Source organism: Bradyrhizobium sp. (assembly GCF_019242285.1).
GTDB lineage: Bacteria > Pseudomonadota > Alphaproteobacteria > Rhizobiales > Xanthobacteraceae > Bradyrhizobium.
The window spans coordinates 1-7,796 of record NZ_JAFAVV010000721.1; the positions used below are offsets into that span (position 1 = coordinate 1).

Genomic DNA, 7,796 nt, shown 5'->3' on the forward strand with positions numbered 1-7,796 from the left:
GGAAGCGCGCGGCGGCGGCCGAACAGGCCGTTCGGCCAGAAGATCAGGACCAGGATCAGAATGACGAAGGCGAACAGGTTGCGGTAGCTGGTGCCGAACAGCGCGATGCCGTAGCTCTCGACCAGCCCGAGGAAGACGCTGCCGAAGATCGCGCCGGGCACATTGCCGACGCCGCCGATGACCTGGGCCACCACGCCCTTCAGGGTCGCCTGAAAGCTCATGGCCGGGCTGATATTGTTGTAGTACATGCCGACCAGGAGCCCGCTCAATCCGCCGAGCGCGGAGGCGATCGCGAACACCGTGCGGTCCACGGTGTCGACGTCGACGCCCATCTGCTGGGCCGCTTCGCGATCCTGCGCGGTGGCGCGAACGGCCCAGCCGAGCCTGGTGAAGCGCAGGAAACCGAACAGCACGGCCGCACTTGCCAACCCGATTCCCGCGATCAGCAGGTCGAGCGCGCCGATCGTGCCGCCACCGATCTCGAAGCGCCAGTCCGGCACCTGGCTCGGCAGCGCGCGCGGCTGCGCCGAGAACACGAGCTGGACGACCTGGTCGAGGACGAGGCTGATGCCGATGGTGGCGAGCAGCGGCGCGATGCGGGCGCGGCCCTGCAGCGGCCGCAGGCCGATCCGCTCGATCAGTATGCCGAGCAGGCCGCAGGTCGCCAGCACGATCGCCATCGTGACCGGCAGCGGCGTGTTCAGATAGGTGATGCAGACCCATCCGACATAGGCGCCGACCGTGTAGACCGAGCCATGGGCGAAGTTGATCAGATGCGAGACGCCGAAGATCAGGGCGAGCCCGACCGCCAGCAGCGCGTAGATGTTGCCGACGACGAGGCCGTTGATCGTGTAGTCGAACCAGGAGCTCACGGATGTCCTTCAGCGCGCCGGTCGTCAGTTAACGACCGGCTTGGTGCCGTCCCACAGCGTAAACTTGCCGTTCTTGACGACGAGATTGATCGTCTTCGCGCCCAGCACGCGCCGCGTCTGCGGATCGAAGGTGACCTTGCCATAGATCACGTTGGGCACATCCTTGATGCTGGCGAGCCCGTCGCGGATCGCCTTGCGGTCGGTGCCGTATTGCTTGATGACCTCGGACATCAGGATCACCGTGTCGTAGGCGACGGCCGAAAACGTATCGGGGTCCTTGCCGTATTTGGCCTGGTAGATCTTGACGAAGGCCTGCACTTCTGGTCGCGGATCGTCGGGGAAGAAGTTCGCCTTGGTGTAGATGCCTTCCACGGCATCGCCGCCGAGCTCCAGGAATTTCGGCGAGTAAACCGAGGAGACCGCGGCCACCGGCAGCTTGATGCCGGCGGACCGCAACTGGCGCGCGATCAGCGCGCCGTCGGCGTAATAGGCGATGATGATGATGCCGTCCGGCTTGGCGTCACGGACGCGCACCAGCGTCGAGCGGTAGTCCTTCTCGTCCGGCAGGAAGCCTTCGGTGGCCACCACCTCGGCGCCGTCCTCCTTGGCGGCCTTGACGAAGATGTCCTTGCTGATCCGGCCCCAGTCCGTGTTGAGATGGATCACCGCGAGGCGTTTCATCCCGATCTGCTTCACGGCGAAGTGGGCGAGCGCCGGCTGCTCATCGGACTGATTGACGGTGGTCGACCACATGTAGTCGCCGCCCTTGGTGAAGTCGGGGTGCGAGTTGGTGAAGCCGAACTGCACGAGGCCCGCGCGCTGGTAGATCGGGGATGCCGCCATCGAGGCCGGGCTGGAGAAATCGCCGAGTTCGGCGACGATCGCGGGATCGTTGACGAACTTCTGGGCAATCGTGACGCTCTGGCGTGGATCGCTCTGGCTGTCCTCGAAAACATATTGCAGCGGGCGCCCGTTGATACCGCCGGCGCCGTTGATCTGATCGAGCGCGAGATCAAAACCCATCTTCCATTGCGCACCATATTGCGCGTTGGGGCCGGTGAGCGGCCCGCTGACGCCGAGCAGGATGGGATCGGCGGCCTTGGCCAAGGGCGCCGCGAGCATGCAGAAAACAAGTGCTGCCGCTATTTTCATCAGCGGAACGGTCCGGAGTAATATGCGCCGTTTCATGGCAAAATCCCTCGCTCGCAACGCATCCGTTGTTGCAATTCTTGCGCCAGCGACGAACGTGGCGCGACGAAATCAGGATGTCAATGAAACCGGCAGGCGGAAGAACCGGCCGAGCGTCCGGCGCCCCCGTCGGAAAATAAGTTGCCGCGCGACGGCAGCGAAGGAGATGGCTTTTTCGACTGGCCCCGTCACTGCGCCGATCGCGACAGCGCTTCGCGCACCATCGCCACCAGTGACGCCATGGTGTAGGGCTTCGCCAGCCAGCCCAGCGGTGCGAACGCCTGTGCGCGTGCGCGCGTCGCCGCGTCGTCATGGGCGCTGGCGAAGACGCAACGCAAGCCGAATTCGCGGAACAGCTCGCCCGCCGCATCGATGCCGTCGCGTGGTCCGACCAGGCGCACATCCATGATCGCGATCGCGGGACGATACTTCCCGGCAAGCGCGACGGCCTCGTCCGCCGAGGTGGCCACACCGACGACCTGAAGGCCGGCCTCTTCGAGGGCGCTCTCGGTCTGCAGGGCGATCAGAAAATCGTCCTCGACGATGAGCACCTTTGCGGCCGCGCCGGGGCCCTCCGACAGGCTTCCACGCTCGGCCGGAGACATCGGGTCGCGGGGGCCGCGCGGCGGCGGCGCGAAACATTGATCCAATTGGTCCATGGGGCGTTCGATCATGAGGAAGACGTCAGTCGGGCACGAGAAGGCATCCGGGTCACCTCGAATGTCGCTTGAAGTTGACGGGCAAGGCCACGGACGAGGCGCAATCCGGACGACGTGTTGCGCACGGCATCGAGGTCGAAGCCCGGCCCATCGTCCTCGACATAGAGCTCGAACCTGCCTTCACCTGCCTTCAGGCCGACGCGGATGGTCTCCGTCGCCGGATCCTTGACGCCATGCTTGGCCGCATTGGTCACCAGCTCGTTCAATATCAGCGAAAGCGGCATGGCCGCATCATTGGACAGCACGCCGGTTGCCTCCTCGCAAACGACCCTGATGCCGCGGGGCAGGGTCTGGCGCAGCGTCTCGCACACCGAATGCAGGAATTCGTCGACGGCGAAACGGGTGGCATCGGTCCGGCCATACAGCACCCGCTGCGCCGCGGCCATGGCGGAAACCCGGCTGGTCGCCTCGTCGAGGACGCGGCGCGCTTCGTCGCTCGCGGCGTTCCTGGCGGCCCTGAACAGCAGCGATTGCAGCACCTGCATGTTGTTCTTGGTGCGATGGTTCAATTCGTTGAGCAACAGCCGTTGCTGCGTCTCGGCCGCCTTCCGCTCGCTGATGTCGACCAGCATGTTGATCGCCCCGGTGATTTCCCCCGATGCATTGCGCAGCGGCGTGGGGAAGGGGATGAACGGGACGCGCGTGCCATCCGGCCTTTCCGCGACCACCTCGGCGCCGCGCACGGGCTTTCCCTCCCGCATCGACACGACGATGGGGGTCTGCTCGATCGGCAGCACCGAGCCGTCCGGATTGTACAGGCGTTCCGTGATGGTCCATTTGTCCTTGCCGAGGACGGGGATGCGCCCGGCAAGCTCGACCGCCGCGGGATTGAAATAGGTGAGACGGCCGTCGGCATCGATCGTGTAGATCGCCGCCGGCAGCGCGGCGAGCAATTGCTGCAGCCGCTGCTCGTTCTCCTTCAGCTTCAGCTCGGCTTCCTTGCGCTCGGTGATGTCCCGGGCAATCTTCGACGCGCCGACGATGCGTCCGTTGCGGTCGCGCATCGGCGAGACCGTGAGCGAGATGTCGATCAGCCCGCCGTCCTTCCGCTGCCGCACGGTTTCGTAGTGGTGGATGCGCTCGCCCGACCTGATCCGCGCCAGAATGCCGGGCTCCTCGTCCCAGCGCTCCGGCGGGATCAGCATGGTGATCGATTGTCCGATGGCTTCCTCGGGGCGGTAGCCGAACAATCGCTCGGCGCCGGCATTCCAGGTCTGGATGACGCCGTTCAGATCCTTGCTGATGATGGCGTCGTCGGAGGACTCCACGATGGCCGCGAGATGGCGGGCGTCGCGTTCGGCGGACTTGCTGACCTCTTCGCCGGCGATCCGCCCCAGGCTGAAGCCGAGCAGGCGCGCCAGCGTGAGCGCCACCTCGATCTCCGACTCCGTGAAACGATGCGGCGTGCCGTAATAGGTCATGAATTTGCCGGCAAGCTGCCTGTCTCCCGGCACCGGGAGGAAGGCGGCCGCAGCGATGCCTTCGCGTGCGAGCGTCTCTTGCAGCGCAGGAGGCAGGTCGGAGCCGCTGACGTCGTCCATGTACACGGGCTGCGGGTTGACTTCATCTCTCCTCCAGGGCGAATGCCCCTCGACGGCGCGTCGATAGGCGTCGGACAGGCCGCGCCAGGCGACGAAGCGCATCACGCCGTCCGGATCGAACAGCAGGACGGAGGCGCGTTCGCAGCCGAGCGCGCGCGTGATCGCATCGAGGGCCGCCTCGAAGACCTGCTGGCGCGTGACGCAATGCTGCAGCCGCTCCGAGAATGCAAAGAGTGCGGCCTGTTCCTCCATGCGCCCCGCCAGCGCTTGCTCGGCGCTCTTGCGGTCGGTGATGTCGTGCTGCACGCGGATGGCGTAGAGGAATTTGCCCTGGGCGTCGCGCGCGGCGACGGACGTCACGGAAGCCCAGATGTATCCGCCCCCCTTCCGGAAGATCCGCTTCTCGACCGTGTAGCGCTCGATCTCGCCCGCGACCTGACGGCGAAATTGTTCGCTGTCCGCCGACGCGTCTTCCGCGAAGGTATCCTGGAAGATCGTCCTGCCTTCCAGCTCGGAGGCGGCATAGCCCGTCAGGCTGCAGAGCTCCTGATTGACCCGCAACATGCGGCCGGCCTCGTCGACCTGCACGAGGCCGGTGCCGACATGTTCGAAGATCGCCGCGAACCGCTCGTTGGCGGCGAACGGATCGAGGGATCCGCCGGCCTGCGTTACGGGCCGTTCCTGGATGTTCATGCTCAACTTTCCACGAAGAAAAAATGCTCGCAGAGGGGATCGACTATAGCGGATTGTGCAACCTGCGCCATGCCCGCGGCATACGTCCTTTCAGACCAAAACCTGAGATAACATCGGGCGTTGGAAAATGTTCCCGCCGGGCGAGCGATCGAGGCTGACAAGCATCATCTCGGCCGATAAGCTCCTCGATCGCATCATGGCCGGTCCACTCGCTGAGGGTGAATTTCCGGCACACAGCGTGAATGTGAGAGGCGCCGACATGGATATCCGCGCTCCCGACCAGAGATACAATCCCTACCGGATATTTTCGCGTGCGCAGTGGGCCGCCTTGCGCGACGACACCCCGATGACGCTCGAGCCCGGCGAGTTCTCGCACCTGCGCTCGGTGCACGACCGCCTCGACATCAAGGAGGTCGAGGAGATCTACCTGCCGCTGTCGCGCCTGTTGTCGATCCATGTCGATGCGGCGCAGCGGCTCTATTATGCGCAACGTCAGTTTCTCGGCATCCGCGACCGCAAAGTCCCCTACATCATCGGCATCGCCGGCTCGGCCGCGGTCGGCAAATCGACCAGCGCGCGCGTCCTGCAGGCGCTGCTCGCACGATGGTCGCCACGGCCCAAGGTCGACCTGGTGACGACCGATGGCTTTCTCCATCCCAAGGCGGTGCTGGAACGCGACGGGCTGATGCAGAAGAAGGGATTTCCGGAAAGCTACGACCGGCCGCGGTTGTTGTCGTTCCTGAGCGACGTCAAGGCCGGGCGAAGCCGGGTGCGGGCGCCGGTCTATTCGCATCAGACCTACGACATCGTTCCGGACCAGTGGCAGGAGGTCGACCAGCCCGACATCCTGATCGTCGAGGGCATCAACGTCCTGCAGACCGCGCCGTTGCCGCGCCACGGCAAGGCCGTGCCCGTCGTCTCCGACTTTTTCGACTTCTCCATCTATATCGACGCGGACGTGTCGGTGCTGCGCGCCTGGTACGTGCAGCGCTTCCTGACCTTTCGCGACACCGCGTTCCACGATCCGAGATCTCACTTCCACCGTTATGCGCTGCTGTCGGACGAGGAGGCGGTCGCCACTGCGCTGGCGATCTGGGAGCGCACCAATCTCGCCAATCTCGAGGAAAACATCCTGCCGACGCGGCCGCGCGCGACGCTGATCCTCACCAAGGGCGCCGATCACGTCATCGAGAGGGTGGCGCTGCGGCGGCTTTAGCGCCGAAGGAGCAAGGCTTCCGGTCTGGCTTCCCTCGGGCATGCAGCCTCGTCAGGGCGCTGCGGCGGCCGTCCGACTTCTCCCGTTGGGGAAAGCTGCATAGTCTTGCCCTCGACGGCGCGACGCGATACGGGAGGTTGAACATGCACGACATCGTTATTCGTGGCGGCACGATCGTGGACGGCACCGGCAAGGCCGCCTTCAGCGGCGACGTTGCGATTGCGGACGGCCGGATCGCCGCCGTCGGCGACAAGCAGGGACCTGCCCGTCGCGAGATCAATGCCACGGGGCTGATGGTCACGCCCGGCTGGGTCGACGTGCACACGCATTACGACGGCCAGGCGATGTGGGATCCGCTGCTTGCGCCGTCGTGCTGGCATGGCGTGACCACCGTCCTGTTCGGAAATTGCGGCGTGGGTTTCGCGCCGGTGAAGAAGCATCATCGCCAGGCCCTGATGGATCTGATGGAAGGGGTGGAGGAAATTCCGAACCCGGTGCTCGCCGCGGGACTGACCTGGGAGTGGGAGACCTTCCCCGATTTCATGGATGCGCTGGAGCGCCGCGAGCGCGTCATCGACATCGGGGCGCAGGCCGCGCATCTGCCGATGCGGGTCTATGTGATGGGGGATCGCGCCATCCGCCGCGAAAAGGCGACGGCGGACGACATCGCGCAGATGCGGCAGCTCACCCTCGAGGCACTGCGTGCCGGCGCCTTCGGCTTCACCACGTCGCGGACGGATTCGCACAAGACTCCCGACGGGGAACTGGTGCCTTCGCGTGATGCCGACGACCTCGAGCTGCTCGGGATCGGCTCGGCGCTCGGCGAGCTGGGCGTCGGCACGTTCGGCATGAACAGCGACTTCGACGACGAGGACTATGAGCTGCGCTGGATGCGCAAGCAGGCCAAGGAAACCGGCCGTCCGGTCTGGTTCCTGCTCACCGACCGCTTCGAGGACCCGGAGCGCTGGCGGCGCCTGATGAAGGCGGTGCATGCGGCGCGCGCCGACGGATTGCCGCTCACCGCACAGATCGCCGGCCGTCCGATCGGCGTGATGATGGGCATCGGCACCGCGCTCAATCCGTTCACCGTGCGCCCGAGCTACAAGCAGCTCGAAGCCCTCCCGATCGAGAAGCAGCGCAAGCGGCTGCGCGATCCAGAGCTGCGGCGGAAAATCCTCGCCGAAAAACCTTCCGACGCCGAGGTGGCGAAGCTCGCCCAGTTCCGCCAACTCATTACCAAGCGGTGGGACAAGTTCTTCACCATGGGTGACCCGCCGGACTACGAGCCGGGCCCGGAACTGAGCGTCGCGGCAATCGCGACGCGCACGGGGCGCACTGCAGACGAAGTGGCCTATGACTACATCATCGAGGAGAATCAGTACCTGTACTTCCCGGTCGTGAATTACGTGGCGGGCGACCACGAGCCGATCCGCGAAATGCTCAGTGATCCAGCTTGCCTGCTCGGCTTGAGCGACGGCGGCGCGCACTGCACCTCGATCGTGGACTCTGGCTTGCCGAGTTTCATGCTCGCGCATTGGGCGCGCGACCGACGCCGCGGGCCGAGGTT

General features: G+C 65.4%; 6 protein-coding genes. 2 read left to right on the plus strand and 4 right to left on the minus strand.

The genetic code is table 11. The features are described from left to right. From JOY90_RS29120 to JOY90_RS29135, 4 genes are all read right to left on the minus strand, one after another. Nucleotides 1-872: branched-chain amino acid ABC transporter permease (locus JOY90_RS29120; protein ID WP_291694543.1), on the minus strand; the 872-nt coding region annotated here is incomplete at its 3' end. A gap of 24 nt (nt 873-896) precedes the next feature. After that, nucleotides 897-2,024 (minus strand): ABC transporter substrate-binding protein, encoded by a 1,128-nt coding sequence (locus JOY90_RS29125; protein WP_291694544.1) that lies wholly within the window; start codon nt 2,022-2,024, stop codon nt 897-899. A 224-nt stretch (nt 2,025-2,248) separates the two neighbouring features. After that, nucleotides 2,249-2,734: a response regulator gene (locus JOY90_RS29130; RefSeq protein WP_291694545.1), complete on the minus strand. Its 486-nt coding sequence runs from the start codon at nt 2,732-2,734 to the stop codon at nt 2,249-2,251. Further along, the gene (locus tag JOY90_RS29135; RefSeq protein WP_291694546.1) at nt 2,731-5,013 is read right to left on the minus strand and encodes a PAS domain S-box protein; all 2,283 of its coding nucleotides are present in this window, start codon (nt 5,011-5,013) and stop codon (nt 2,731-2,733) included. The genes JOY90_RS29130 and JOY90_RS29135 overlap by 4 nt, the downstream gene beginning before the upstream one ends. Before the next feature lie 259 nt (nt 5,014-5,272). On the opposite strand from JOY90_RS29135, the gene coaA reads away from it, so the two are divergent. After that, the gene (gene coaA, locus JOY90_RS29140; protein ID WP_291694547.1) at nt 5,273-6,229 is read left to right on the plus strand and encodes a type I pantothenate kinase; all 957 of its coding nucleotides are present in this window, start codon (nt 5,273-5,275) and stop codon (nt 6,227-6,229) included. Nucleotides 6,230-6,372: 143 nt separating this feature from the next. Then, nucleotides 6,373-7,796: amidohydrolase family protein (locus JOY90_RS29145; RefSeq protein ID WP_291694548.1), on the plus strand; the 1,424-nt coding region annotated here is incomplete at its 3' end.